At 73.6% G+C, this 24975-nt stretch carries 23 protein-coding genes; 10 read left to right on the top strand and 13 right to left on the bottom strand.

The features are described from left to right. Nucleotides 1-60: 60 nt before the first annotated feature. On the top strand, nt 61-669 hold the full coding sequence (locus ACWEO5_RS00395; protein ID WP_452158665.1) for a hypothetical protein: 609 nt from the start codon (nt 61-63) through the stop codon (nt 667-669). Between the two features lie 7 nt (nt 670-676). Here the strand turns inward: ACWEO5_RS00395 and ACWEO5_RS00400 are convergent, their stop codons facing one another. The 8 genes from ACWEO5_RS00400 to ACWEO5_RS00435 all read right to left on the bottom strand — a co-directional run bounded on the left by ACWEO5_RS00400 (nt 677) and on the right by ACWEO5_RS00435 (nt 9571). After that, entirely contained in the window at nt 677-1654 is a 978-nt protein-coding gene (locus tag ACWEO5_RS00400) for a LuxR C-terminal-related transcriptional regulator (RefSeq protein WP_452158667.1), read from the bottom strand. Between the two features lie 33 nt (nt 1655-1687). Further along, nucleotides 1688-2659 (bottom strand): LuxR C-terminal-related transcriptional regulator, encoded by a 972-nt coding sequence (locus ACWEO5_RS00405; protein ID WP_452158669.1) that lies wholly within the window; start codon nt 2657-2659, stop codon nt 1688-1690. A 1-nt stretch (nt 2660) separates the two neighbouring features. Next, the gene (locus ACWEO5_RS00410) at nt 2661-3611 is read right to left on the bottom strand and encodes a LuxR C-terminal-related transcriptional regulator (RefSeq protein ID WP_452158671.1); all 951 of its coding nucleotides are present in this window, start codon (nt 3609-3611) and stop codon (nt 2661-2663) included. Beyond that, nucleotides 3608-4561: a helix-turn-helix transcriptional regulator gene (locus tag ACWEO5_RS00415; protein WP_452158673.1), complete on the bottom strand. Its 954-nt coding sequence runs from the start codon at nt 4559-4561 to the stop codon at nt 3608-3610. The genes ACWEO5_RS00410 and ACWEO5_RS00415 overlap by 4 nt, the downstream gene beginning before the upstream one ends. Then, on the bottom strand, nt 4554-5522 hold the full coding sequence (locus ACWEO5_RS00420) for a LuxR C-terminal-related transcriptional regulator (protein WP_452158675.1): 969 nt from the start codon (nt 5520-5522) through the stop codon (nt 4554-4556). Before ACWEO5_RS00420 ends, ACWEO5_RS00415 begins: the two co-directional genes overlap by 8 nt. Continuing rightward, nucleotides 5515-6591 carry a LuxR C-terminal-related transcriptional regulator gene (locus ACWEO5_RS00425; protein WP_452158677.1) on the bottom strand — a complete coding sequence of 359 codons (1077 nt, stop codon included), beginning with the start codon at nt 6589-6591 and terminating at the stop codon, nt 5515-5517. The genes ACWEO5_RS00420 and ACWEO5_RS00425 overlap by 8 nt, the downstream gene beginning before the upstream one ends. Further along, nucleotides 6584-7846 (bottom strand): LuxR C-terminal-related transcriptional regulator, encoded by a 1263-nt coding sequence (locus tag ACWEO5_RS00430; protein ID WP_452158679.1) that lies wholly within the window; start codon nt 7844-7846, stop codon nt 6584-6586. Before ACWEO5_RS00430 ends, ACWEO5_RS00425 begins: the two co-directional genes overlap by 8 nt. 624 nt (nt 7847-8470) lie before the next feature. Further along, nucleotides 8471-9571 carry an SLAC1 family transporter gene (locus ACWEO5_RS00435; protein WP_452158681.1) on the bottom strand — a complete coding sequence of 367 codons (1101 nt, stop codon included), beginning with the start codon at nt 9569-9571 and terminating at the stop codon, nt 8471-8473. A 70-nt stretch (nt 9572-9641) separates the two neighbouring features. Between ACWEO5_RS00435 and ACWEO5_RS00440 the strand changes: the two genes are divergently transcribed. From ACWEO5_RS00440 to ACWEO5_RS00455, 4 genes are all read left to right on the top strand, one after another. Then, the gene (locus ACWEO5_RS00440; RefSeq protein ID WP_452158683.1) at nt 9642-10565 is read left to right on the top strand and encodes a LysR family transcriptional regulator; all 924 of its coding nucleotides are present in this window, start codon (nt 9642-9644) and stop codon (nt 10563-10565) included. A 101-nt stretch (nt 10566-10666) separates the two neighbouring features. Continuing rightward, nucleotides 10667-13270 (top strand): ATP-dependent chaperone ClpB, encoded by a 2604-nt coding sequence (gene clpB / locus ACWEO5_RS00445; protein ID WP_452158798.1) that lies wholly within the window; start codon nt 10667-10669, stop codon nt 13268-13270. Nucleotides 13271-13527: 257 nt separating this feature from the next. Further along, nucleotides 13528-14088: a type III secretion system chaperone family protein gene (locus ACWEO5_RS00450; RefSeq protein ID WP_344549729.1), complete on the top strand. Its 561-nt coding sequence runs from the start codon at nt 13528-13530 to the stop codon at nt 14086-14088. 161 nt (nt 14089-14249) lie between these two features. After that, nucleotides 14250-15410, top strand: a complete 1161-nt coding sequence (locus ACWEO5_RS00455) for a pyridoxal phosphate-dependent aminotransferase (protein WP_452158686.1) — start codon at nt 14250-14252, stop codon at nt 15408-15410. Between the two features lie 9 nt (nt 15411-15419). On the opposite strand, the gene ACWEO5_RS00460 is transcribed toward ACWEO5_RS00455, so the two are convergent. From ACWEO5_RS00460 to ACWEO5_RS00475, 4 genes are read right to left on the bottom strand one after another with little or no spacing between them, the layout of a single operon-like run. Next, on the bottom strand, nt 15420-16127 hold the full coding sequence (locus ACWEO5_RS00460) for a hypothetical protein (protein ID WP_344549731.1): 708 nt from the start codon (nt 16125-16127) through the stop codon (nt 15420-15422). Between the two features lie 34 nt (nt 16128-16161). After that, nucleotides 16162-16482, bottom strand: a complete 321-nt coding sequence (locus ACWEO5_RS00465; RefSeq protein ID WP_344549732.1) for a hypothetical protein — start codon at nt 16480-16482, stop codon at nt 16162-16164. Between the two features lie 49 nt (nt 16483-16531). Continuing rightward, nucleotides 16532-17539: a hypothetical protein gene (locus ACWEO5_RS00470; protein ID WP_452158688.1), complete on the bottom strand. Its 1008-nt coding sequence runs from the start codon at nt 17537-17539 to the stop codon at nt 16532-16534. Next, nucleotides 17536-18135 (bottom strand): WXG100-like domain-containing protein, encoded by a 600-nt coding sequence (locus ACWEO5_RS00475; protein ID WP_452158690.1) that lies wholly within the window; start codon nt 18133-18135, stop codon nt 17536-17538. The genes ACWEO5_RS00470 and ACWEO5_RS00475 overlap by 4 nt, the downstream gene beginning before the upstream one ends. Nucleotides 18136-18578: 443 nt before the next feature. On the opposite strand from ACWEO5_RS00475, the gene ACWEO5_RS00480 reads away from it, so the two are divergent. From ACWEO5_RS00480 to pyrE, 4 genes are all read left to right on the top strand, one after another. Continuing rightward, nucleotides 18579-19193, top strand: coding sequence for a DUF2617 family protein (locus ACWEO5_RS00480; protein WP_452158692.1), 615 nt, complete (start codon nt 18579-18581; stop codon nt 19191-19193). 79 nt (nt 19194-19272) lie between these two features. Further along, nucleotides 19273-20979 (top strand): spermine/spermidine synthase domain-containing protein, encoded by a 1707-nt coding sequence (locus ACWEO5_RS00485; RefSeq protein ID WP_452158694.1) that lies wholly within the window; start codon nt 19273-19275, stop codon nt 20977-20979. Nucleotides 20980-21270: 291 nt separating this feature from the next. Beyond that, a complete protein-coding gene (locus ACWEO5_RS00490; protein ID WP_452158697.1) occupies nt 21271-22173 on the top strand; it encodes a CoxG family protein in 903 nt (300 codons plus the stop codon). Nucleotides 22174-22204: 31 nt separating this feature from the next. Beyond that, entirely contained in the window at nt 22205-22741 is a 537-nt protein-coding gene (gene pyrE / locus ACWEO5_RS00495; RefSeq protein WP_030905690.1) for an orotate phosphoribosyltransferase, read from the top strand. 117 nt (nt 22742-22858) lie between these two features. Here the strand turns inward: pyrE and ACWEO5_RS00500 are convergent, their stop codons facing one another. Further along, nucleotides 22859-23581 carry a DedA family protein gene (locus ACWEO5_RS00500; protein ID WP_452158699.1) on the bottom strand — a complete coding sequence of 241 codons (723 nt, stop codon included), beginning with the start codon at nt 23579-23581 and terminating at the stop codon, nt 22859-22861. 267 nt (nt 23582-23848) lie between these two features. Here ACWEO5_RS00500 and fbaA point away from each other — a divergent pair, with 267 nt between their 5' ends. Continuing rightward, a complete protein-coding gene (gene fbaA, locus ACWEO5_RS00505; RefSeq protein ID WP_344549739.1) occupies nt 23849-24871 on the top strand; it encodes a class II fructose-bisphosphate aldolase in 1023 nt (340 codons plus the stop codon). Nucleotides 24872-24975: the final 104 nt, after the last annotated feature.

Consider the following 24975-nt stretch of genomic DNA (forward strand, 5'->3'; position numbering starts at 1 on the left):
ATCTTCAACGGCACCTACCGGTTGCGGTCTCTTCCAGTAGGCAATCCCCCCGGAGTCGACATGAGTGAGTCCCACCTGCAGCACCGCGCCGAAGGGCGCCGCGCACGAGTCTTCCTGGCCGCGCCGCTGATGCGGCTGACCGGGCCGGCGGACAGTGTGGTGACGCTGGCGAGCCGGACGCGGCTGACCACGCTGCGCAGCACGCTGCTGGACAGCGGGGCCGCGGTGTACAGCGCGCACCACAGCGACGCGTGGACGGTGGCGGGGCGGGCGCCGGAGCAGCGGGTGCCCTCCGACTTCCGGGCGATGCAGAGCGCGGACCTGGTGTTCGCGTACGTGGGTGCGCCGCTGTCGGCCGGGGTGAGCCTGGAGCTCGGCTGGGCGTCGGCGCTGCGCAAGCCGATCGTGCTGCTGGTGGACGAGGCGATCACGCACAACCCGCTGATCGCGACCATCGAGCAGGTCTCGCCGGTGCTGCCGCTGGTGTTCGACGACACCTGGTCGCAGGAGGCGCTGCACCACACCGTGGAGACCGCGCTGGACTGGGCCGGAATGGCGCTGTCGCTGCGCGGCGGCTTCTGGACCGCGCCCGGCGAGCAGTTCCCGCGCCCGCGCCGCGAGCACGCCGGCCCGTACGGCTTCTGGTCCCCGGAGATCGCCACCGGCTGACGGGACGTCAGTCCTCCCGCTCCCCGGCTCCCCGCATCTGCCAGCCCAGCTGGAACAGCGTCTCCGCATCGTGGAGTTCGCGCAGCCGGGAGATGTGCGCGGCGACCGTGCGTTCGCCGAGGCCCAACCGGGAGGCGACGGTCTTCTGGGTCAGACCCTGGGCGAGCAGTCGGCCCACCTGCTCGTGCACCGGCACCACGCTCTCGCCCTCGTGCTCGGCGGAGCGCCAGCGGATCCGCTCGGCCCGTTCCCAGTCCCGCTCGAAGGCGGCGACCAGGAACGAGACCACGGCCGGGTCCTCGATGAACGCGGCACTCGAATTGTCGGCCGAAGCCGGAACGACGGCGATCCGGCGGTCGAAGATCAACATTCTGCTGAAGGGTTCGCTCAAGGTGCGGAACCGGCCTCCCCAGCCGGTGACCCTCTCCGCCCAGCGGACCGTCGTCTCGTCCAGCAGCGCGGTCGGCTCGTAGACGGTGCGGACGCTCGCACCGCTCTCCAGGAAGCGCCGCTTGCGCTCCAGCGCCGCCTCCAACTGGTCGGCCGGCCCGGCTCCGCCCGGGTGCAGGGACAGCTCCTCCTCGTACGCCTCGCTCGCCAACTGCAGGACGCGGTGCCGGATCTGCTCGGTCCGGTCGACGTGCTGCACCACGCTGGAGCGGTCGGCCCGGCGGGGGGTCGCGTCGTAGGCGTGGGTGAGGTCCTCCAGCAGCGTCGGCATCTCCTCGGCGCGCAGCAGCATCCGGGTGCCCTCGGCGCGCAGCTCGGCACTGATCCGGTCGCTGACCGCCCGCGGATTGACCGCCGTGAGCGCCTGGTCGGCGGCGTCGTGCACCAGCAGGCCGAGCTCCATCAGCCGCAGCACCCCGGTCGGGTCCTGCTCGACCGCCTCCCGGAACGACACCCGCCCGCCCTGGTCCAGGATCTGCTGGTACAGCCGCCGCTCCGACTCGCTCGGCAGGGCGGCTGCGTTCGACTCGCTCACAGGTCCCACTCCTCTTGGCCGTCCGCACCCGGGTCACCCCGGCGGTGCGGTGGGTCGTCCGGACGCCCCGCGCAGCTGCCAGCCGAGCTGGAACAGGGTCTCCGCATCGTAGAACTCCCGCAGCCGGGCGATGTGCCCGGCCACCGTCCGCTCCGAAAGCCCCAGCCGGGAGGCGATCGCCCGCTGGGTCAGGCCCGCGGCGAGGAGATCGGTGAGCTCGGGCGGCACCCCGCTCTCGCGCGAACGCCCGTCCAGCGCCTGCCAGTCGACCCGCTCGGCCCGCGCCCAGTCGCGCTCGAACAGGCCCACCAGGGTGGCCAGCACCGCCGGGTCCTCCACCAGCACGGCCTGGCGGTCGTCCGGGGACGCCGAGACGACCGCGGCCCGGCGGTCGAAGATCACCATCCGGCGGAACGGCTCGTCCAGGACCCGGAACCGCTCGCCCGCGTCGGTGAGTTCGGCCGCGTAGGCGACGGTGGCCGGGTCGGCGACGGCCCCGGGCTGGTAGATCGAGCGCAACTCGATGCCGTTCGCCAGGAAACCCAGCGAACGGACCCTGGTCTGCCGCATGTCGTGGATCGGCCGGGCCCCGCCGGGCTGCGCCGCCAGCGTCTCCTCGCGCATCTCGGACTCGATCCGGGCGATGTGGTGCGTGATCTGCTGCCCCGTCACCAGCTGCAGCGGCCGCGCCGAACGACCGCGCCGAACGGCGGCGTCGTACGCCTGCACCAGGTCCTCCAGCTGGGCCGCGGCCCGCTCGGCCGCCAGCAGCTTCCCCGCCGCCGAACTGCGCAGCTCGGAACTCACCCGCTCGCCGAACGCCCCCGGGTGGGCGGCCGTCAGCATCTCCCCGTAGTCGTGGTGCAGCAGCAACCCGAGCCCGATCAGCCCGAGGGCGGCATCCGGATCCTGCTCCATCGCCTCGCGGAACAGCACCATCCCGCCCTGCGCGATGACCTCACGGTACAACGCGCGCTCGGCCTCGTTCGGCAACCGGACCACCATCTCAGGCCCCTCCGCGCATCAACCAGCCGAGCTGGAACAGGGTTTCGGCGTCGTGCTGCTCCCGCAGCCGGGCGATGTGGGCGGCCACCGTCCGCTCGGACAGGCCGAGGCGGGAGGCGATCGCCTTCTGCGTCAGACCGGCGGCGAGGAGACCGGTCAGCTCCGACGGCACACCCGTCTCGCGCGGACGGCCCGCCAGGGCGTGCCAGTCCACGATCGCGGCCCGCGCCCAGTCGCGCTCGAACAGGCCGATCATGGTGGACAGCACCGCCGGGTCCTCGACGAAGGCGGCGCTGCTGTCATCGGGGGCGGCGCTGATGATGGCGATCCTGCGGTCGAAGATCAGCATCTTCCGGAACGGCTCGTCCAGGACCCGGATGCCCTCCCCCGCCCGTGTCACCGAGGCCGCGTAGGAGACGGTGGGCCGGTGGGTGAGGGCGCCGGGCTGGTAGAGGGTGCGCAGGGCGACCCCGGCCGCGAGGAAGTGCCGGTCGCGGACCAAGGACTGCCGCATGAAGCGGGTGGGCCTGGCACCGCCGGGCTGGTAGGCGAGCGTCTCCTCGCGCATCTCGGCCTCGATCTGCATGATCCGGTGCCGGATCTGCTGGCCGGTCACGACGTGCTGCACCTCGCTACGCCGGTCGACGCGCTGCGGGGTGCTGTCGTACGCGTGGGTCAGGTCGTCCAGTTGCTCGGCGGCCCGTTCGGCCTGCACCAGTTTCCGGGTGGCCGCGCCGCGCAGTTCGCTGCTGAGCCGGGCACCGACCGCGCGCGGGTTGACGGCCGTCAGCGACTCGTCGGTGTCGTGCCGGACGAGCAGGCCGAGACCGATCAGCCGCAGGGTGGCGTCCGGGTCCTGCTGCATCGCCTCGCGGAACAGCACCCGGCCGCCCTGGGCGAGCACTTCGCGGTACAGGGCGCGCTCGGACTCGTTCGGCAGGCTCGCGGTCACCGGGTGCCCTCCCGCATCAGCCAGCCGAGCTGGAACAGGGTGGCCGCGTCGTAGCGCTCGCGCAGCCGGGCGATGTGTTCGGCGACGGTGCGTTCGGACAGGCCCAGTCGGGAGGCCACCGCCTTCTGGGTGAGGCCGGTGACGAGCAGGTGGCCGATCCGTTCGGCGGCCGGGGGGACGCCGTCGCCCGCGCGGTCGTGCCAGGGGACGCGTTCGGCGCGCTCCCAGTCGCGGAGGAAGAGCCGGGCCAGGTGGTCGACCACTGCGGGGTCCTCGATGAAGGCGGCGGTGCGGTTGTCGGCGGACGTGGAGATGATCGCCACCTTGCGGTCGAAGACCAGCATCCGGGCGAAGTCCTCGTCCAGGACGCGCAGCCGCATGCCCCAGCCGGTGGCCCGCACCGCGTAGTCGATCACCGCCGGGTCGGAGCCGCTGACGGGCTGGTAGAGGATGTCCATCCGGGCACCGGCCGCCAGTGCCTTCTCGGTGCGGGCGCTCTTCTCCAGGTACACCGGCGGGCGTCGGCCGGGCTGGGCGGCCAGCACCTCCTCGCGGAAGTCCGCCTCGATCTGGAGCAGGCGGTGCCGGATCCGGTCCACGTCCAGCACGTGGGTGATCTGCTGCCCGTGGTCCTCGCGGCGGGCGGCGCTGTCGTACGCGTCGGTGAGGTGGTCGAGTCCGGCGGGGACGTGCTCGGCCGCCTCGAACAGCCGGGTACCGGCCTCCCGCAGTTCCCGGCTCAGCCGCCCGCTGACGGTGCGCGGGTTGACCGCGGTGAGCTGCTCGCTCTCGTCGTGGTGCACCAGCAGGCCGAGCGCGAGCAGCCGGGCGGTGGCGGCGGCGTCCTGCTCGGCCGCCTCCCGGGCCGAGACCCGGCCGCCGGTCCGCAGCACGGAGAGGTAGAGCGCCTTGTCGGCCGCGTTCGGCCCGGTGTACACGGGTTCAGGCATGCCGGCCGCCGTCCCGCATCAGCCAGCCGAGCTGGAAGAGCGTCTCGGCGTCGTAGCGTTCGCGCAGCCGGGCGATGTGGGCGGCCACCGTCCGCTCGGACAGGCCGAGGCGGGAGGCGACGGCCTTCTGGGTCAGACCGGCGGCGAGCAACTCGCCCACCCGGTGAAGCACTTCGGGCAGCTCGCGGCCGACCGTGTCGAACCACGGGACCCGGACGGCGCGCTCCCAGTCGCGGAGGAAGACGCCGACCAGGTGGTCGACCACGGCAGGATCCTCGATGAAGGCGGCGGTGACGTTGGCGGTGGCGGTGGAGATGACCGCGACCCGGCGGTCGAAGATCATCATCCGGGCGAACGGCTCATCGAGCACCCGCAGCCGCATGCCCCAGCCGGTGGCCTCGGCCGCGTAGGCGGCGGTGTACGGGGTCCGGCGGGCGACCGGCTGGTAGAGGACGTTCGCCGTGACACCGCGGGCGAGGGCCTGCCGCATCCGCGAGTTGTCGTCCAGGTACTCGGGTGGGCGCTCCCCGGGCTGGGCGGCCAGGCCCTCCTCCCGGTACTCGGCCTCGACCACCAGCAGCCGCTGCTGGATCTGCTCCAGCGAGCTCAGGTGGGTGATCAGCGCGGCCGGGTCGCTGCGGCGCTGGGCGCTGTCGTACGACTCGATCAGTTCGTCCAGGTCGTCCGCCGCCCGGTCTGCCCGGGCCAGCAGCCCGGCGGCCCTCCCCCGCAGGTCGGCGCTGAGCTGCACCCCGGCCGCCCGCGGGTTGACGGCCACCACCCAGCCGTTCACTTCGGAGTGCACCAGCAGACGCAGTTCCAGCAGCCGGGTGGCGGCGGTGGCGTCCTGCTCCATCACCTCCCGCAGCGAGACCCGCCCGCCGGAACGCAGCACGGACAGGTACAGCGCCTTCTCGGCCCCGTTCGGTGCGGCGGGCACGGCGGGCACGGGCTCAGGCATGTCGTTCGCCCTTCCGCATCAGCCAGCCGAGTTGGAAGAGCGTCTCGGCGCCGTAGCGTTCGCGCAGCCGGGAGATGTGGCCGGCCACGGTGCGCTCGGACAGCCCGAGGCGGGTGGCGATGGCCTTCTGGGTCAGGCCCTGGGCGAGCAGGCGGCCGATCTGGTCGACGGCGGTCCGGGCGGGGGCGCTGTCGAGCAGGGTGCTCCAGCTGACGCGTTCGGCCCGCTCCCAGTCGCGGTCGAAGTTGGCGACGATCATCGCCACGGTGGCGGGGTCGGAGAGCACGGCGGCCCGGCCGAGGTCGTCGGAGGCGGGCACCACGGCGGTGGTGCGGTCGAAGACCAGGACGCGTTGGAAGGGCTCGTCGAGCAGTCGGACCTCGCCGCCGGCCTCGGTGACGGTGGCGGCGTAGCGGATCACGGCGGGTTCGGCGAGGGCGGTGGGCTGGTAGAGGGTGAGGATCCGGCAGCCGCGGCGCAGCAGCGGGAGTTCCTGGCGCAGGGACAGTTCCAGGGCGGCGGGCAGGGCGTGTCCGGGCTGGGCGGTCAGGGCCTCTTCCCGGCAGGAGGCGCCGAGTTGGGCGATCCGCTGCCGGATGTGCTCGCGTCCGGCGATCTGGACGTCGGCGGAGCCGGCCTCGGACGGGCGGGGCACGCTGTCGTAGGCGGCGATCAGCGGGTCGAGGTCGGCGATCAGGCGCTCGGCCCGGTTGAGCAGGCGGGCGGCCTCCGCGTTCATCTCGGTGCCGAGGGTGTCGGCCACGAAGCGGGGGTCGACGGCCAGGTAGGAGGCGTCCAGGCCGTCGGACACCAGCAGGCCGGTGCGCAGCAGTTCGGCGAGCGGATCGAAGCCGGGGACGGGGACGGGTGCGAGGGCGGGGACGGGACCGGCGTCGGGGACGGCGTCGGCCGTGATCCGGCCGCCGGCTTCGAGGACGTCCAGGTAGAGGCGCCAGGCCCGTTCGTCTATCGGGCCGCGCTCGGCCGCGGGGGCCGGGGCGGGAACGGCGGTGACCGTCGGGGCGGCCGGGGCGGCCGGAGCCGCGTACATGGGGTTCGGGTCAGCCATGCCCGCCGCCGCCTCTCATCAGCCAGCCGAGCTGGAACAGGGTGCCGGCGCCGTACCGGTCGCGCAGCCGGGAGATGTGGCCGGCCACCGTGCGCTCGGACAGCCCGAGGCGGGTGGCGACGGCGCGCTGGGTGAGGCCCTGGGCGAGCAGGCGGCCGACCCGGTCGGTGATGGTGCGGGTGAGGGTGCGGGTGTCGAGGTGGTGCCAGTGGACCTGTTCGGCCCGGGCCCAGTCGCGTTCGAATCCCGCGACCAGGTAGGCGATGGCGGCGGGGTCCTCGACGAATGCGGCGCGGTTGTGGTCCTCGGTGGCGGGGATGACGGCGACCCGCCGGTCGATGACGATCAGGCGGAGGAACGGCTCGTCCAGGACGCGCAGTTGGGCGCCGTGCTCGGTCATCGAGGTGGCGTGCCGGACGGCGCTGTCCTCGGTGAGCGCGACGGGCTGGTAGAGGGCGCGCAGGGTGGCGCCCCGGCCGAGCATCCGCCGGTCCTGGGTGTGGGCGAGTTCGAGGACGGCGGGCGGGCGCAGGCCGGGCTGGGCGCTGAGCAGTTCGAGCCGGCAGTCGGAGACCAGTTGGGCGATCCGCAGCCGGATGTCCTCCTGGCCGTCGACGTAGACGGCCTGTCCGGTCCGGTCGGTGGGCCGGGGGACGGCGTCGTAGGCCCGGGCGAGCGGGTCGAGGGCGGTGGGCAGCCGGTTGGCGTCGAGCAGCAGCCGGGTGGCGCGGGAGCGCAGTTCGGCGCCGAGGCGTTCGACGACGGCGCGCGGGCTGACCGCGACGTAGCAGCGGTCGATCCGGTTGGGCAGGACCAGGCCGATCGTCACCAGCTGTTCCAGCAGGGCCCGTTGGCGTTCGCGGGTGATTTCGGGGCCGAGCACGGACGGCCCGTCGAACGGTATCCGGCCGCCGGCGGCGAGGACGGCCAGGTAGAGCTGGGTGGCATCCTCCTCGGGCAGCCCGCTGTCCGGGTCGAACGGCACGGACGCGCCGAGCGGCGTGGTGGCGCCGAGCGGCACGGACGCGTCGAACGGCGTGGTGGCGCTGAACGGTACGTCGGCGCCGAGCGGCGCGAACGCGCTGAGCGGCGCGGCCGGCGCGGCTGGCACGGCCGTGTCGGACGGCACCGCCGCGCCGGGCGTTCCGCCGTCCGGTCCGGACGGTGCGGTGCCCGGGGCCGCCGGCCCGCCGCCCGGTGCGGGCAGTGCGGGCGGTGCGGTGTCCGGTTCGGACTTCGGGTGGTCCGCTGCCACGTCGAGCACTCCCTGCCGTGTTCCTCCGTTTGCGGATGATGATCCCAGCAGGGCCGTCGGGCTCGACGGCGGGAGTCGTCCCCGCGGTTACGGGCGCGTCCCCCGGGCCGGGTGCCGTCGGCACCCGGGTCCCGGGGGACCCGCTCGTGTCACGCCAGCGTCATGGCGCTTCGGTGAGGCGGAGCAGCAACGCCTCACCGATCCGGTCCCGGTAGCCACCACCACACGTGGCGTACCGGCCGGTGCTCTTCCCCCCGTCGCGCAGATACGAACGCACCTGTCGCCCCCACGCGAAGAGCAAGTCGCCGGCTCGGGCTGCGGCGGCCCGGGACGACTTGGCGTGACTACACCCTCACAGCGGGGCGAACTCCGAACAAGTGCTCTCCGGCTGCAGGTTCCCGCAAGTGCAGGAACATGCAGCAAAGACCCCGGCGCGGTGTCCGGAATCTCGCTTTTCCCGGCATTGCCCCCCTCCACCGAACGGCCATTCGGGAAGTGGCGGCGGGAACGCGCGGACCGGTGGCGTCGGAACGGGCCGGAATGTCACTCTCCTCTCCCGGAATTCGGCAGTCCTCCGCCGGATCCCCCGATCCGGAATCGTCCGCGCCGAATGCCGCCCGCCCCTCAGAGCAGGCGTCCCGCCCGCAGTCCGGCCGCGGTGCGGACCAGCGCCACCGCCCAGGTGGCGAGCAGCAGCAGGTGGAGTGCGACGGCGAGCCCGGTGAATCCGCCGAATCCGGTGTGGACGGCGAGTCCGGTCGCGCCGGTGACGAGCGTTCCGATCGGGAAGGTGGCGGCCCACCAGGTCATCGCGAACGGCATTTCGGCACGCAGTGCCCGCAGGTTGGCAGCGAGTGCCACCGCCAGCCAGAGAAGGGCGAATCCCATCACCGCGACGCCGTACACCTCGGCCAGTCCGCGGGCGGCGGCGGCCGCCCGCTCGCCGCCGGGGAGCGCGAGCGGCACCGCGTCGGCGAACTTCTGCACGGCGGTGGTGGACTGGCCCAGCGGCCCGAGCACCAGGAACAGCGAGGGGGTGAGCACCAGCGCGGGCAGCTTGCTGTGCAGCAGGCCGCCGAGGACCACCGGCAGCAGCGCCAGGGTGGCCAGCAGGCTGGCGCCGAACATCGCCGCGCAGCCGTACAGCATCGCCTGCCGGGCGGCCCCCTCGGGCAGGTGCGGGACCAGCGCGGGGCCGAGCGCGGCGGACACCATCGGGGCGACCACCGGCAGCAGCCAGGTCGGGTTGGCCTCCAGCGCGGACAGCCGGTGCCGGGTGATCATCAGGTACGGCAGCCCGGCGGCCACCAGCAGGGCGTACGCGGTGCCCGTCGTCCACAGCAGGACGTCGAGCGCGAGGGCGGGCCGCTCGCCGAGCAGCGGGCCGCCGACGGTCAGCGCGCCGTGGCCGACGGCCAGCAGGGCCATCGGCGGGCAGCCGTAGAAGACGGCGGCGGACGGGTCCTCCAGCAGGGTGCGCCGGGCCTGCGCGCGGTGCCGGGTCAGGTGGACGGCGCGGCCGGCCAGCAGGACGGCGAGCATCAGCAGCGAGAGCGTCCAGACCGCCTCGGCGAAGGCGGCCTTGCCGGGGACGTCCACCGGGAGCGCGGCGGCGGCGTTGCCGGTGATCGCGGTGCCCATCACGGTGGCGTACCAGTTGGGGCCGAGCCGGGACAGGTCGAGGGCGCGCAGGCCGGTGGTGCGCGGCGCGAGGAGGGTTGCCATGGCCCCACCCTCCGCCGCCGCGGGGGACGGGGGTAGCGGGACGCCCGCTATGAGGACATAGCCTGGGCCTATGGCCCTCTCCCCCCACGTCCCGGAACTCGGCGCCCTGGAGCTGCTGCTCGCCGTGGCCCGGCTGGGCAGCGTCGGCCGGGCCGCCGCCGAGCTGGGCGTCAGCCAGCCCGCCGCCAGCGCCCGGATCAAGGGCATGGAGCGGCAGATCGGGGTGCCGCTGCTGGAGCGCTCGCCGCGCGGTTCCCGGCCCACCGAGGCGGGCCGGCTGGTGGTCGAGTGGGCCCGGCAGGTGGTGGAGGCCGCGCAGGCCCTGGACGCCGGGATCGACGCGCTGCGCGGCCGCCGGGACGCCCGGCTGCGGGTGGTGGCCAGCCTGACCGTCGCCGAGTACCTGATGCCGGGCTGGCTGCTGGCCCTGAACGAGGCCAGCCCGGGCACCGCCGTCACCCTGCGCACCGCCAACTCGCACGACGTGGCGGCCCAGGTGCTGGCGGGCGAGGCCGACCTGGGCTTCGTCGAGGGCACCTCCACCCCGCCCGGCCTGTCCGGCGCGGTGGTGGCCGCCGACCGGCTGGTCGTGGTGGTCTCGCCCGAGCACCGCTGGGCCCGCCGCCGCGCCCCGGTGACCGGCCCCGAACTGGCCGCCACCCCGCTGGTGCTGCGCGAGGTCGGCTCCGGGACGCGGGAGGTGCTGGAGGAGGCGCTCGCCCCGTACGGCGGCCCGGCCGCGCCCCGGCTGGAGCTGGCCTCCTCGACGGCGCTGAAGGCGGCCGCGATGACCGGCGCGGACCCGGTCTGCCTGAGCGAGCTGGCGGTGACCGAGGAGCTGGCCACCCGCCGGCTGGTGGCCGTGCCGCTGGAGGGCCTGGAGCTGCAGCGCCCGCTGCGCGCGGTCTGGCCGGCCGGCCAGCGTCCGGCGGGCCCGGCCCGCGAGCTGCTGGGGCTGACCCGGGCGCCCGCCGCGGGCCCCCGGAAGAACTGAGCGGAAACGCTTCGTAAAACCTGAGCGGAATACACTCAAGTTAGTGCATGCTGTAGTCAGCAGACTCGCACCAGTCCCGAGACGAGAGGGGTATGCCCGCAGTGGACGCCAGTAAGTTCACCAGCAAGACGCAGGAGGCCCTGTCCTCCGCCATCCGGCAGGCCAGCGCCGCGGGGAACCCGGACGTCAAGCCGGTGCACATCCTGCTGGCCCTGCTCGACCAGCCGGAGGGCCTGGCCCGCCCGCTGCTGGAGGCCGTCGGGGCGGACGCCGCCCGCGTCACCGCCGCCGCCCGCCAGCAGGCCGCCGCCCTGCCCGCCGCCCAGGGCTCCACGGTCGCCGCGCCGAACCTCGCGCGCGACACCCTGGCCGTGCTGGAGGAGGCCGGGAGGCGCGCCGACGACCTGGACGACCAGTACGTCTCCACCGAGCACCTGCTGGTCGGCCTGGCCGCCGAGGGCGGGCAGGCCGCCGACCTGCTGAAGCAGCAGGGCGCCACCGCCAAGGCGCTGCTGGCCGCGTTCAAGGAGGTCCGGGGCAGCGCCCGGGTCACCTCGAAGGACCCGGAGGGCACCTACAAGGCCCTGGAGAAGTACGGGTCGGACCTCACCCAGGCCGCCCGGGACGGCAAGCTCGACCCGGTGATCGGCCGCGACCAGGAGATCCGCCGGGTGGTGCAGGTGCTCTCCCGGCGCACCAAGAACAACCCGGTGCTGATCGGCGAGCCCGGCGTCGGCAAGACCGCCGTCGTCGAGGGCCTGGCCCAGCGGATCGTCGCGGGCGACGTGCCGGAGTCGCTGCGCGGCAAGCGCCTGGTCTCGCTGGACCTGGCGGCGATGGTCGCGGGCGCGAAGTTCCGCGGCGAGTTCGAGGAGCGGCTGAAGGCCGTCCTGAACGACATCAAGGCGTCCGACGGCCAGGTGGTCACCTTCATCGACGAGCTGCACACCATGGTCGGCGCGGGCGCCGGCGGCGACTCCGCGATGGACGCGGGCAACATGCTCAAGCCGATGCTGGCCCGCGGCGAGCTGCGCATGGTCGGCGCCACCACGCTGGACGAGTACCGCGAGCGGATCGAGAAGGACCCGGCCCTGGAGCGCCGCTTCCAGCAGGTGATGGTCGGCGAGCCCAGCGTCGAGGACACCATCGCGATCCTGCGCGGCCTCAAGGGCCGCTACGAGGCGCACCACAAGGTGGAGATCACCGACGCCGCCCTGGTCGCCGCGGCGACGCTGTCCAACCGGTACATCACCGCCCGCTTCCTGCCCGACAAGGCGATCGACCTGGTCGACGAGGCCGCCTCCCGGCTGCGGATGGAGATCGACTCCTCCCCGGTGGAGATCGACGAGCTGCAGCGCTCCGTCGACCGGCTGCGGATGGAGGAGCTGGCGCTGGAGAAGGAGTCCGACCCGGCCTCGGTCGAGCGGCTCGGCAAGCTCCGGCGCGACCTCGCGGACAAGCAGGAGCAGCTGAGCACCCTCAACGCCCGCTGGGAGCAGGAGAAGAAGTCGCTCAACCGGGTCGGCGAGCTCAAGGAGCGCCTCGACGACCTGCGCGGCGCCCTGGACCGCGCCCAGCGCGACGGGGACTTCGAGCGCGCCTCCAAGCTGATGTACGCCGAGATCCCGGCCGCCGAGCGGGAGTTGACCGAGGCGCAGGACCGCGCGGCGGACGAGCCCAGCACCACCATGGTCAAGGAGCAGGTCGGCCCGGACGACGTGGCCGACGTGGTCGCGTCCTGGACGGGCATCCCGGCCGGCCGGCTGCTGGAGGGCGAGAGCGCCAAGCTGCTGCGGATGGAGGAGGAGCTCGGCCGCCGCCTGATCGGCCAGCACGAGGCCGTCCGCGCCGTCTCCGACGCGGTCCGCCGCACCCGCTCCGGCATCGCCGACCCGGACCGGCCGACCGGCTCGTTCCTGTTCCTCGGCCCGACCGGCGTCGGCAAGACCGAACTGGCCAAGGCCCTGGCGGACTTCCTCTTCGACGACGAGCGCGCCATGGTCCGGATCGACATGAGCGAGTACGGCGAGAAGCACTCGGTCTCCCGCCTGGTCGGCGCCCCGCCCGGGTACGTCGGCTACGAGGAGGGCGGCCAGCTCACCGAGGCGGTCCGCCGCCGCCCGTACAGCGTGGTCCTGCTGGACGAGGTGGAGAAGGCCCACCCCGAGGTCTTCGACGTGCTGCTCCAGGTGCTGGACGACGGCCGGCTCACCGACGGCCAGGGCCGCACGGTCGACTTCCGCAACGCGATCCTGATCCTCACCTCCAACCTCGGCTCCCAGTACCTGGTGGACCCGAACACGCCGGAGGAGGGGAAAAAGGAGCTGGTGCTGGAGACGGTCCGCAGGTCCTTCAAGCCGGAGTTCCTGAACCGGCTGGACGACATCGTGGTCTTCGACCCGCTGGGCACCGAGGAACTGAGCCGGATCGTCGACCTCCAGGTCGCCGCGCTCGCCCGCCGCCTGCACGAGCGCCGGCTCGTCCTGGACGTCACCCCGGCCGCCCGGGACTGGCTCTCGCTGACCGGCTACGACCCGGCGTACGGCGCCCGGCCGCTGCGCCGGCTGGTGCAGTCCGCGATCGGCGACCAGCTGGCCAAGGAGATCCTCTCCGGCCGGGTGCACGACGGCGAGACGGTCGTGGTCGACCACGACGGCATCTCGGACCGGCTGACGGTCGGGCCGCGCACCTCGCCGGCGGAGTGACCGCCCCCGGAGGGCCCCGGCGGTGAGGACGGCCGCCGGGGCCGGGCTCCGGGTCCGGCCGTTGTTGCGACCGCACCGCCGGGCGCGGCCCGACACGTGCTCCCACCTCCGGTTTCCCCGCAGCGGCCACCCGCTGCGGGGAAACCGTCACGCACCGGGGTGCACCCTGTGCCCAGGGCCCCGAATGAGGCAGGATGGAGGCAGGAAAGGCGGCCCCCCATCGGCAGCCGACCGTGCACCGTGAAAGGGACACCCCCGTGAGCATCGACCCGTCGTCCATCCCGTCCTTCGGCCTGCCGCAGCCGCCGCAGGGCGGCGGCCAGCCCGGTGGCGCTCCGGCCGGGCCGCCGCCGGTGATCGTCCCGGACCAGAACCTGGTGGCCCAGCTGCTCGACCAGATGCAGCTCAAGCACGTGGTGGACGAGGAGGGCGACCTCACCGCCCCCTGGGAGAACTTCCGCGTCTACTACATGTTCCGCGGCGACCAGAAGGAGCTGTTCGCGGTCCGCGCGTTCTACGACCGCCCGTTCCCGCTGGAGCAGAAGCCCGAGATCCTCGCGCTGATCGACGAGTGGAACCGCGAGACCCTGTGGCCCAAGGTCTACACCCACACCCACGACGACGGCGTGGTCCGGCTGATCGGTGAGTCCCAGATGATCGTCGGCAACGGCGTCAACCTGGAGTACTTCGTCGGCACCACCGCCAACTGGACGCAGGCCGCGGTCGGCTTCGAGCAGTGGATGGTCGAGCAGCTCGGCGACGGCAAGGCCGAGGACGGCGAGGCCGCCGCCGACGCCGAGGACGGCGACGAGGGCTGACCCCTCCCCCGCGATACCCGGACGGGCCCGCCCTGCGCGACGCGCAGGCAGCGGGCCCGTTCCGCGTTCCCCCGCCGACCGCGCCCCCGCCGGGGCGGGCCCTTGGCGTCCGCCGCCCGCCCCTGGATGATGGCCCCACCACCCTTCGCGAGGAGCCACCGATGAGCACGAGGCCACTGCTGAACCGCAGCCTGGCGGGCATGGGAACGACGATCTTCGCGGAGATGTCGGCCCTGGCCACCGCCACCGGCTCGATCAACCTCGGTCAGGGCTTCCCCGACACCGACGGGCCGGAGGCGGTCCGCGAGGCCGCCGTGCGGGCGCTGCGCGAGGGGCTCGGCAACCAGTACCCGCCGGGGCCGGGCGTCCCCGAGCTGCGCACCGCGATCGCCGAGCACCAGGAACGGTTCTACGGCCTGACGGTCGATCCGGACACCGAGGTGCTGGTCACCGCGGGCGCCACCGAGGCGATCGCCGCCGCGCTGCTGGCCCTGCTGGAGCCCGGCGACGAGGTGATCGCCTTCGAGCCGTTCTACGACTCGTACGCCGCCTGCATCGCGATGGCCGGCGCGAAGCGCGTCCCGCTCACCCTGCGCGCGCCGTCCTTCCGGCCCGACCTGGACGAGCTGCGCGCGCTGGTCACCCCGCGCACCCGGCTGCTGCTGGTCAACACCCCGCACAACCCGACCGGCACCGTCCTGACCCCCGAGGAACTCGCCGCCATCGCCGAACTCGCCGTCGAGCACGACCTGTTGGTCGTCACCGACGAGGTCTACGAGCACCTGGTCTTCACCGGCGCCCACCACCCGCTGGCCGCCCTGCCCGGCATGCGCGAGCGGACGGTGGCGATCTCCTCGGCCGGCAAGACCTTCTCCTTCACCGGCTGGAAGGTCGGCTGGGTCACCGGCGCCCCGGAGCTGGTGGCCGCCGTCCGCACCGCCAAGCAGTACCTGACCTACGTCAGCGCGGGCCCGTTCCAGTACGCCGTGGCCGAGGCGCTGCGGCTGCCCGACGACTACTACGCCGGCTTCCGCGCCGACCTGCACCGCAAGCGCGACCTGCTCACCGCGGGCCTCGGCGCCGCGGGCTTCCGGGTCTTCGAGCCGCAGGGCACGTACTTCGTCACCACCGACATCACCCCGCTCGGCGAGAAGGACGGCATCGAGTTCTGCCGCACCCTGCCCGGGCGCTGCGGCGTGGTGGCCATCCCCAACGCCGTCTTCTACGACGACGCCGAGGCGGGCCGGGCCCAGGTCCGCTTCGCCTTCTGCAAGCGGGACGAGGTCCTGCGGGAGGCCGTCGCCCGGCTGCGGCGGCTCTGAGGGCGCCCGCTAGCGGGGGGCCGGCGGCATCGCGTCGAAGCCGTCGAAGAGGTAGGCGTACACCTGGGCCAGGTAGGTGGTGAGGTCCTGCTGGTCGGGGAAGCGCACGTAGGTCAGCTGGTACCACCGGTCGACCGACAGCGGGCGGTTGCGCACGACGTGCAGCAGGCCGGCCCGGATCACCTCGCGGTAGTCCGGCCAGGCGGCGTCGAAGGTGTCGCGCAGCTCGCCGAGGTCGTCGACGGCCTCGACCCCGAGCGCCGCCGCGCAGAAGTGCACGAAGCGCCGGTCCACGCCCGGCACGTCGAGCCCGAGTTCGGCCAGCGGGACGGTGGTCGGGTCCAGGACGCCCCCCGGGTACGGGTAGACCGTGGTGTTCCACAGGTCGTCCTCCGCCGCCGGCCCGGCCGGGCCGGTGCCCTCGGCCGGGCGGTAGACGCCGTACAGCAGGCCGAGCGTCAGGAAGTCGGCGCGGACGTAGTTGACCTCCCCGTCGGGGCCGTAGGGCTCCCGCGGGTCGATGGCGAATGCCGTGGCCTTTCCCGCGCAGTTCAGGAAGGGGCCGTAAACGGCCTCGAACGGCAGGACCGGGGAGAGGTCGTGGGTCGCCAGGGCTGCCGCCCGGAGGGCGTCCTCGGCCTGGACCAGTGCCTCCTCGGAATCGAACCGGCTCGCCCACGGGCCGGTGCGGGGCGGCAGTTCTTCGCGGAACAGCATGGGGACGGGTCTCCTTCGTTCGGCCCAGCGGAAATCAGGGGGCGGGAGCGATCGGCGGTTCGACGCGATCGCCGTAGAAATACGCGTGGACGTCCGCGAGGAATCCGTAGAGCTCGTCCTCCGACTGGAACGAGTACCGGGAGAGGCTCCACCACTCCTTGACCGACGCGGGCCGCTGTTCCAGCAGGTACTCCAGGCTCGCGCGCAGCCGGACCGCGTACGGGCTGCCGTCGCGCGCCGCGTCGCGGTACATCTCGATGTCGTCGATCAGCTCCGGGTGGAAAGCGTTCTTGTAGAACTCCCGGAGCCGCTCGTCGTCGTGCCAACCGGGAATCTCCCAGGCCGTCCAACCCATAAGAATTCACCGCATTCCACTGGTGCCGCCAATCCGACGGGGCAGGATATCATATCCCCTGGTGCCGGGAGCGGTTGTGCTTGAACACCGGCTCCGGGAACATCGTGTGGAGTTTGTATCCGCCATTCCCGTCCGATTTGTATATCGCCTTTATCGTGGCGTCCTTGAAATTGACGTCCTTGTAGTTGATCGACCCGTCGTGACCGACCGGGTTGTCCGGGTCGATGTAGTACCCGCGGAACTTCCCGAGGTGCCCGCCCGGCCCCCACGCCTCGTGCGGGGAGAACTCGATGACGTGCGGCTCGGGGCGGCTGGGGTCGATCTTGGAGCGCGCGTAGTGGTCCGCGTAGACGAAGGACTCCTCGTCCTTGAAGGCCGTGGAGTAGCTGTCGCACTTGTGCTTGTGCGGGGCGCCGCGGTCGCCGTCGTAGTAGAGGTCGGGCGGGGACAGCCTGGTCTTGGCGTCCGGGCCGTGCAGCGGGTCGATCTTGTTGGTCGACTGGACGTAGCCGGTCGTCTTGTCCTTGGCGACGGTCTGCGCGTGCGCCGGGCCCTGCATGACGGGCGTCCCCAGCCGGTCCTTGAGCTGCTGGTCCGTCACCCGCAGGTGCCGGCCCACGCCGTGGCCCTGGCTCTCCAGGTCGTCCACCCGCTCGCCGATCCGGCGGTTGTAGAGCTGGCGGAGCCCCTTCTTGCCCGGTACGGACTGGCCGGGTTCGAGCTTGACCTTCTCCTTGGAGAGCGAGGTGCCCGCGTTCTTGAAGCTCTTCTGGACCGCCGCCTCGGCGTCGTCGAGGTTCTTCTTGGTGATCTCCAGGCCGTGGCCGATGGAGCGGTGGCCGCCGGCCATCGCCTTCGACATGTCGCCGATCATCGAGTCGATGACCGGGCGGACCGCCTTGTCGACGATCTGGCCCAGCTTGCCGCGCCCGAGGACCCGGCCCCGGGTCCTGGAGTCCAGGTCGCGCGAGTGCCGCTCGATCCGGTTGGCGTGCTCGTGGGCCCGCTTCGCGGCCTGCGCGAGCGCCTCCGGATCGGCCTTGAAACCCTTGCTCACTTGCCGCCTCCCACTCCGAGCGCCGCCTCGACCCCGTGGAACACCAGACCGGAGACCGCCTTCTCGATGGCCGCCTGGAAGGGCTCGACCGCCATCGAGACCAGCTGTCCGACGATGACGTCCTCGATCTCCTGGATGATCGCGTTCACGATCCGCTTGCCCGCCTCGACGATCGCCGCCTCCGCCGCCGCCGCTATCCCGAGGGTGGCGACCGCCGCCGCCGCTGCCGCCGCCATCTCGGCGGCCATCGCCACCAGTTGGGCGATCACCACGCCCTTGGCCACGATCACCGCCTCGGCCGCGACCTCCAGGGCCGTCGCCAGCACGCCGCAGCAGTCGATCAGCACGGTCATGTGCCCGGCCGAGGCCTGGCCCCAGCGGGTCAGCATGGCCTCGTAGCCCGCGCCCTCGTACGCGCCGCCGAGGTTCTTCAGCAGCACGTCCGTGTCGTCGTGGGACTCCGCCATTCCCTGGCCGAACTCCCGTACGTGCTGAGCCCATTCACGCAGCTCGTCCTCGTCCACATCAGGCCAGTTGAGCCCCATCAGGTCCATGATCCAGACGAGCTCCGACGGCAGGTCGATCGACAATGCCAACCCCCAAGTTCGAACAGGCACTTGTCATGCTCGCTGGCGCCAGAGTAGACGCGCAAGCCTCCGCTTCGGTTCCCGCCCTCCCGCCCGCCGGACGGGGGCCGTCGGGGGCGGGTGGCGCGGGCCTGGCGCTGGGGCGTGGAGCGTGCGCTACCGGCGCGCACGGCTTGCGATACCCGCGCGAAGGCGCACGGTGGGCAGAGTGCAACCCGGCACCGATCACACCCAGTCGGACACAGGCCCCAGAACGGTGAATGAGTGCCAAACATGGGTAAATCCCTGACGGACCCGGAGAATTCGTGCTTCTCTGCTGCTGAATCTCCAGCCGGAATCCTTCCTTCCACGGTCGGCCGCGCCCCGGATCGGACAGTCTCGAACAGCCTCACGGATGGGGCGGACTCCGGTCACTCCGGGGGCGCGCACGGAGCTGAAACGCGGAGCCGAGCATGCTCACCACCCTGCAGACCTCCTACACGGACACCCGCGCCGGCGACCTGGCCTGGCAGCTGGGCGGCGAGCCGCTGCCCGCGCTGGCCGTCCGCGACCTCAGACTCGACGACGCCCGCAGTGCCCCGGACGGCCTCCGGGGCACCCTCCAGCTGCGGCTGCTGGGCGCCTCGCACCAGGTGGTGCTGGCCGCCGGACCGGGCGACTGCCTGGAGACGGTGGCCTGCCTGCCGGGCCGCCGCACCCCGCTGCCCGCCCGGGTGGCGGAGCAGGTGGCCGGCTGGGAGTACGAGTTCGCGGCCCGGATCGAGGAGCTGCCGCCGCACGTGTTCGAGGCCCGGGCGCAGGAGCTGCTGGCCCTGGTCGAGGGGCACCCGCGGGCGCTGGCCGGGGTCTTCCCGGGCGACCCGAGCGCCTTCACCGCGCTGGTCGCGCACTGCGAGGACCGCCGGGTGCACTGGCGGACGTGGCACGCCTACCCGCAGGAGGGGCGGCTGGTCTGCACCCGGTCCTCGCTGTCGCTGCCCGCCGCCGTCCGCCACGAAACCCACCGCCCCGCCGGCGGGACGCGGGGCGCGGCCGACCGGGGCGCCCCCGCGCAGGTCGGATGGTGAGCGGACGTCAACCCGGCACCCCGGTCTGTCCCCCGGATGGGTGCAGCCATTCACCCGGGCTCTCGCCTAGCGTTCATTCATGATCAACCACCCGGTCGGACGGCCCGCGCAGCCGGGTCCGGACGCCACCGCGCCCCCGCCCGCGGCCGCCCCGCCGCCCTCCGCCCCCCGCGCCGCGGGCCCCGGCGGCGCGGTCCGGGCCGGCGGCGCCATACCGCTGGCCCTGGCCCCCCGTCCGGCCCGCGTGCTGGTCCTGCTGGCCGCGTTCGTCTGCGCGGCCTGCGGCCTGGTGTACGAACTCGAACTGGTCGCGCTCGGCGGCTACCTGCTGGGCGACTCGGTCACCCAGACCTCCGTGGTGCTGTCGGTGATGGTGTTCGCGATGGGCATCGGCTCACTGCTCGCCAAGGGCCTCACCCGCCGCCCGGCCACCTCCTTCGCGCTGGTCGAGTACGCGCTGTCGCTGACCGGCGGCCTGTCCGCGCTGGCCCTGTACTGCGGCTGGGCCTGGCTGCACCAGCCGCGCGCCACCCTGGTGGCGCTGATCGCCGCCACCGTGCTGATCGGCCTGCTGATCGGCGCGGAGATCCCGCTGCTGATGACGCTGATCCAGCGGATCCGCCGGGAGCACGCCGGGCGGGCCGTCGCCGACCTGTTCGCCGCCGACTACGTGGGCGCGCTGATCGGCGGCCTGGCCTTCCCGTTCGTGCTGCTGCCGACCCTCGGCCAGACCGCCGGGGCGCTGCTGACCGGCGCGGTGAACGCGGTGGCGGGCGCCGTGGTGGTGCTCTGGCTGTTCCGCGCCGAGCCCGGCCCGCGCACCCGGCTGCTGCTGTGGACCGGCTGCGGCCTGGTGCTGGCCCTGCTCGCGCTGGCCGCCGCCTGCACCGGCGCGATCGAGCGCGCCGCCCGGCACGCGCTGTACGGCGGCCCGATCCGGTTCGCCGCGCAGAGCCGCTACCAGGAGATCGTGCTGACCGGCGGCCCGGGGCCCGCCGCCGGGGCGCCCCGGGCGGACGACGCGCCCCGGGTGCCCGCGCAGCGCACCGCGCCGCCGCTGGAGCTGTTCCTGGACGGCCGGCTGGCGGTCTGCGGCCCCGGCGAGTACCGCGACCACGAGGCGCTGGTGCGCCCCGCGCTGGCCGACGGGCCGAGCGGGCGGGTGCTGGTGCTGGGCGGCGGCGACGGCCTGGCGCTGCGCGAGGTGCTGCGCCACCCGGCGGTGCGCGGCGTGCTGGTGGTCGAGCGGGACGCCGCGCTGCCCGCGCTGGCCCGCCGGGACGCCGCGTTCGCCGCGCTGACCGGGCACGCCTTCGACGACCCGCGGGTGCGGCTGGTCCAGGCCGAGCCGCTGGACTGGCTGCGCGGCTCCGAGGAGCGCTTCGACGTGATCGTCGCCGACCTGGACGGCGCCGCGGCGGGCGGCAAGTACCGCTCGCGCGAGTTCTTCGGGCTGGCCGCCCGGCGGCTGGCCCCGGCGGGCCGGCTGGCGACCCGGGGCGGCCTGCCGGACGGCGGGCTGTGGACGGCCGAGTCCGGCCTGGACGCGGCCGGCCTGGCGGCGGTGGCCTACCAGGGCGGTGCCCCGGCCGCGGCGGACTGCGGCTACCCGGGCCCGGCCCCGGCGTTCCTGCTGGCCGCCCGCACCGCCCCGGTGCTGGGCCTGGCACCGGACGTACCGGCCCCGCGCTCGCTGACCGTGCCCGCGCTGCGGGCCTCCGAGGCCCTGCTGACCGCCCGCCGCCCGTCCCCGCTGCCGCCGCCGCACACCCTGCTGGGGCCTTGAGGACGCCCGCCCGGGCGGCGGGAGCGGCGGGGCGACCCGCCCCCGGCCCGCACCGCACGGCGCGGCCCGGACCGGAGAGCCGTTCGCCCGGGTGGCAGGAGCCGTTCGCCCGGGTGGCGGGAGCCGGCGGCACGGGCCGTGAAAGCGCTTGTCCGACCGGGTAGTTCGGCCGGGGCGGCAGCGGGCGGGGACGGCCCGGCGCGGGGCCTGCTGCGCCCAATGGCGGGTTGGTCGTCCCGGCTTCGCGTGGAGGACTCGGCACGGCGGCGGGCGGTCGGTAGGCTCGCCGGTATGGAGCATGAGGTTGTCGTCCCGGTGCCCGCCGAGGTGGTCCGGGAGGCGCTGGTGGACCGCGAACTGGTGGCCCGCTGCGTCCCGGGGCTGAGCGCGGTCGCGTCGGCGTCCGCGCCCGCGGCGGCGGACAGCCGGCTCAGGATCCGGATCGCCGGGTCGACCATCACCTTCGCCGGCCGGCTGACGGTGGACACCTGGCGGGACGACGCGCTGGAGCTGCGGCTGAGCGGCGAGGAGATCCGCGGCGCGGCCCCGGTCGCCGCCGAGCTGCGGATCACCCTGGCCGAGCGCCCCGGCGAGACCGCGGTCCGCTTCAGCACCGGCCTGACCGCCTCCGGGCGGCTGGCCGGCTTCGACGAGGAGGCGCTGGAGTCGACCGGCCGCCGGCTGATCGACCGGGCGGTGGCGGCGCTGGTCGCCGAGCTGTCCGAGCCCGCCGACCACGACGGGGAGGACGACGCGGACGGCGGGGAGGACGAGGACGGCGACCCGGCGGACGGCGCGACCGTGGTCTTCCTGGACGACCGCGAGCGCGGCCAGGACCTCGACGACGACCTGTCCGACCTGATCTCCTTCGACGACGCGGACGACCTGCCCGCCCCGGTGCCCGCCGCCTCCCGCCCGGAGCCCGGCTACGAGCAGGAGGGCGCCCCGGTGCGGCGCAGCATCGTCGGCCGCTCCGCCGAGGAGGTCGACCACGCCCCGCCGCACGGCCGGTACGCGCCCGCCCCGCCCGCGCACAGCGCCCGGGCCCGGGCCGCCTCCCGCTGGGGCGGCGCGGAGCCGACGCGGCTGCCCGGCGCGCACGGCGAGCGCAGCGCGCTGCCGTGGATGATCGGCGGCGGGGTCGCGCTGATCGGCGGCGCGGTGGTGCTGGTCCGGGCCCTGCGGCGGCGCTGAGCCCCTCCGCGGCCCCCTAAACTGGCTGTCCATGAGCAACGACCGCGACGCCCTGCTGGCGCAGATCAAGGACAAGGCCGTCGTGCACGGCAAGGTCACCCTCTCCTCCGGCCGGGAGGCCGACTACTACGTGGACCTGCGCCGGATCACGCTGGACGCCGAGGCGGCGCCGCTGGTCGGCAAGGTGATGCTGGACGCGGCGGCGGACCTGGAGTTCGACGCGGTGGGCGGCCTGACCCTGGGCGCCGACCCGGTGGCCGCGGCGATGCTGCACGCGGCGGCGGCCCGCGGCCGCAAGCTGGACGCCTTCGTGGTCCGCAAGGCGGGCAAGGCGCACGGCCTGCAGCGCCGGATCGAGGGCCCGGACGTGAAGGGCCGCCGGGTGCTGGCGGTGGAGGACACCTCGACCACCGGCGGCTCGGTGCTGACCGCCGTGGAGGCGCTGCGCGAGGCGGGCGCCGAGGTGGTCGGCGTCGCGGTGATCGTGGAGCGCGGCGCGGCCCCGGCCATCGCCGAGGCGGGTCTGCCGTACGTCACCGCGTACACCCTGGACGACCTGGGCCTGTGAGCCGCTGAGCCGCTCCCCCGCGTTCCACGTGGAACGGCGCGCGGCGGGACGCGGCGGAACGGAACGGCAGCGGGCCCCGACCACCACCCGGTGGTCGGGGCCCGCTGCGCGTCGCGCTCAGTTCTTGCGGTGGCGTCCGCTGGAGACCGGCTCGCCCTCCTGGGCGGCGGTGCCGTCCGCGGCGGCGGCCTTCTTCTTCTTCCGCTCGCGGATCACCTCGACGAAGATCGGCGAGACCGAGATCAGGATGATCAGCGCCATGGCGGGCAGCAGGTACTTGTCGATCACCGGGGCGAGCTGGTCGCCGGTGAAGTAGCCGATCAGCAGCATGGTCTCGGTCCACAGCACCGCGCCCACGACGTTCCAGACGAAGAAGGTCTTGGCGGGCATCTGCAGGGTGCCGGCGACCGGGTTGAGGAAGGTCCGCACGATCGGGATGAAGCGGGCCATCACCACGGCCTTGGCCGGGCCGAACTTCTCGAAGTACTCCTCGGCCTTCGCCACGTACTCGGGCCGCAGGATCTTCGAGTTCGGCTTGTCGAACATCCGCGGGCCGACCTTCCGGCCCAGCAGGTGCCCGAGCTGGGCGCCGACGATCGCGCAGATCGGCGCGCCGATCAGCAGCAGGGCGATGTTCATCTGGGCGCCCGGACCGAGCACCTTGTCGGCGGCGCTGGAGGCGGCGACGCCGGCCAGGATGAGCAGCGAGTCACCGGGGAAGAAGAACCCGACCAGCAGGCCGGTCTCGGCGAAGATGATCGCCAGGATCCCGATGGCGCCGACGGATGCGACGAGCGATTTGGCGTCAAGGACGTTGACGGCGAGCTGGATGTGTTCCACGCGCGCAGGATAGCCCGTACTGCTTTGCGAAGCCTTAACCGCGGGTCCGGACCGTCCCGGCCGGGGCCGCCGGAGGAGCCGCCGTCCCAAGTGGCGGGCCGCTGGGTGTGTCCGGTGGGGGAGTCTGGGAGGATGGCCCAGGTGTCCGGCCCGCGGTCGAGCTGCCACCCTCTCTCGCTCGCACCGCACCGATGTCGTGAACCACAGGCGTATCGAGCCTTCGGACAGCGTCGTCCGATCGCCCCACACCGACAGGAGCGGATCCGCATGCCCATCGCAACTCCCGAGGCCTACAACGAGATGCTCGACCGGGCCAAGGCAGGCAAGTTCGCCTACCCGGCCATCAACGTCACCTCGACGCAGACCCTGCACGCCGCGCTGCGCGGCTTCGCCGAGGCCGAGAGCGACGGCATCGTCCAGATCTCCACGGGTGGTGCGGAGTTCCTGGGCGGCCAGCACAACAAGGACATGGTGACCGGCGCGGTCGCGCTGGCCGAGTTCGCGCACATCGTCGCGGCCAAGTACGACATCACCGTGGCGCTGCACACCGACCACTGCCCGAAGGACAAGCTGGACGGCTACGTCCGCCCGCTGATCGCGGTCTCCGCCGAGCGCGTGGCCCGCGGCGAGAACCCGCTGTTCCAGTCGCACATGTGGGACGGCTCGGCCGAGACCCTGGCCGACAACCTGGCCATCGGCCAGGAGCTGCTGGCCCAGGCCGCCGCCGCCAAGATCATCCTTGAGGTCGAGATCACCCCGACCGGCGGCGAGGAGGACGGCGTCACCCACGAGATCAACGACGAGCTGTACACCACCGTCGCCGACGCGGTCCGCACCGCCGAGGCGCTCGGCCTGGGCGAGAAGGGCCGCTACCTGCTGGCCGCCTCGTTCGGCAACGTGCACGGCGTCTACAAGCCGGGCAACGTCGTGCTGCGTCCGGAGCTGCTCGCCGACCTGCAGGCCGAGATCGGCAAGAAGTACGGCAAGCAGGACCCGTTCGACTTCGTCTTCCACGGCGGCTCCGGCTCCACCGAGCAGGAGATCCTGACCGCGCTGGAGAACGGCGTCGTCAAGATGAACCTCGACACCGACACCCAGTACGCCTTCACCCGCCCCGTCGTGGACCACGTGTTCCGCAACTACGACGGCGTGCTGAAGGTCGACGGCGAGGTCGGCAAGAAGAACACCTACGACCCGCGCACCTGGGGCAAGCTGGCCGAGGCCGGCATGGCCCACCGCGTCACCGAGGCCGCGCAGCAGCTGCGCTCGGCCGGCAAGCGCATGAAGTAAGGCGCCACCGCGCACGGTGCCCCCGCCCCCGGCCCGTCCGGGCGCGGGGGCACCGTCGTGTCCGGGCCCGGTCACCGGGGCGCGGTCGGGTGGCAGACTGCACA

The sequence above is a fragment of the Kitasatospora sp. NPDC004272 genome, from assembly GCF_053603035.1.